Origin of the sequence: Blastomonas sp. UPD001 (genome assembly GCF_003426715.1) — a bacterium.
Lineage (GTDB): Bacteria > Pseudomonadota > Alphaproteobacteria > Sphingomonadales > Sphingomonadaceae > Blastomonas.
This window is the reverse complement of record NZ_QKVT01000116.1, coordinates 1-1,849: the sequence shown is the minus strand read 5'-3', so window position 1 is coordinate 1,849 and position 1,849 is coordinate 1. Positions and strand designations below refer to the sequence as shown.

At 68.8% G+C, this 1,849-nt stretch carries 2 protein-coding genes and 1 pseudogene; all 3 read right to left on the bottom strand.

The features are described from left to right. A pseudogene (locus DM995_RS19330) lies at positions 1-247 on the bottom strand (peptidase M20); the annotation flags it as partial. Positions 248-291: 44 nt separating this feature from the next. Continuing rightward, positions 292-672 (bottom strand): ArsR/SmtB family transcription factor, encoded by a 381-nt coding sequence (locus tag DM995_RS19325; RefSeq protein WP_023838297.1) that lies wholly within the window; start codon positions 670-672, stop codon positions 292-294. Position 673: 1 nt separating this feature from the next. Then, on the bottom strand, positions 674-1,849 hold a 1,176-nt coding region (locus DM995_RS19320), incomplete at its 5' end, for a hypothetical protein (protein WP_157973356.1).

The following is a 1,849-nucleotide window of genomic DNA, read 5'->3' as shown; positions in this document are numbered from 1 at the left end:
CCTTCTGCAGCCACTGGCCGTCAGGGCCCGCCGATTCCAGCCCCAGAGCCTCGAGGCGCGCGATCAGATAGCCGAGCGTCCGCTCCTCGCCGCGCGTGCCGGGTGCGCGGCCCTCGAACGTGTCGGACGCGAGCGTGCGGACGGTTTCGACCAGCCGATCGGGATCGACGGTGATGGCAGTCTGGGCATGGAGCGGGGCGGCAAGCGCGGTGACAGCGGCGGCGGCAAGAAGGATGTGTTTCAGCATGGCCCCGTCTTAGCGGCAGGGCCATGCAGCGCAAGCGGTCAGGCTCAGGCCGCCCGGGCGGTGCCGAGCGGTTCGATCGCGTCTTCCTCCCACAATTGCTTGGCGCGCTGGACATCGCTTTCACTCACCTTGCCGATGCGGTGAGCGATGAAGTCGATGCCGTCGATCAGCCACAGGGCGAGCTGCGGCTGGGTCAGCCGATAGACGCGGCATTGTGCGAAGCTCTCGATCTCGACCAGTCCGAGCGCGCGCAGCACCGCCAGATGCTGCGACAGCCGGGTCGGGGTGATGTCGAGCGCGGCCGCCATCTCGTTCACCGTCTGGTCGCCGATGCGCAGTTTCTGGATCAGCCGGATGCGGTCCGGGTGCGAAATCTGACGCAGCACGGTGGCGAGTTCGTTGGCGACAATCTTGCGGCTGGGCATCTTATTGTTCTCCAGTGGTGGCGACGAGCCGAAGGGAAGGACGGGGCTTGCGCGGCGAAGGGGCGACCGATCCAGCGGGAATGGCGCGCCAGGACGAGGTCGCGCGCGACCGGCGCTCGCCGCCACGGCACAGTTGATGGATGAACTCGCTGTCGGTGACCTCGGTGACATAGGGCGCGACCGAGCCGCGGCCCGGCGTGATGATGCCGCAGTCCCACAGCCGCGCCGCGCCGAGCATCAGGCGCTGTGCGGCATGGCTGAGCCCGGCATGGTGCACCGCCAGCGCCATCGCCTGGACGAGCAACGGCGCGTTGAGCGGCAGCGCGCCATCGGCTTCGTCGAGCACCTCGCCGGTCAGCATGGTCAGGCCCCGACGGTGCCACAGCATCGGCCAGGGCGTCCAGATTCCGGTGATCTCGGCCAGCATCGCGAAGATCAGGCTGCGCAGATCGGGCAGCACGATGATCGCATCCCAGCGGCTCGCACGCCGGACGAGGTGACACAGGGCATCCTCGATCGGCAGGATCTCGATCTCCTGCTCGTCGCGCGCTGCGACGCGACCGGATGCGAGCATCTGGCGCACCAGCGCGTTGCGGCGGCGGGCATCGCCGACAATGGCGATGCGCTTGCGCCCTTCGGCCTGCGCCGCCTGGAGCATGGCTTGCAGGATCTCGGTTCGCGGTAGCGGCGCTTCGCAATCGGCATCGACCGGGCAGGCCGCCGGGTGCGGCGACATCAGCATCACATCGAGCGTGCTCGCCTTGAGCGGCTTGCCCGTGCCCTGATCGTGCAGATAGCTGGCCACCCAGTCCGCATGCGGCAGGCCCGAACCGCCGTCTGCCTGAAAGGCGACCGGCGACACATTCTGCCAGGGCAGGAATGCGGGCGCCGATACAGGCGCGCGGTGCTGCGTGGCCCATGCGGCGACCTGGCGAAACGCTCCGACCGGGCGCGCGGGCACGTAATGCACGTCCATATCCAGCCATGCGGTAAGGCGTGCCTGCGCCTCGATCCAGTCACGAGGGCCTGGCTCGCCATGGTTGGCGAGCCGCAGCTGCGCGCCGCGGATCAGGCTCAGCGCCGGGCGCTGTACAGGGGAAAACCCCTGACCGGATTGAACTGCGGGGATCCGGTCAGGGGTACCGACCGCTTGTGCGACTGCAAGCGGGCGGGTGGG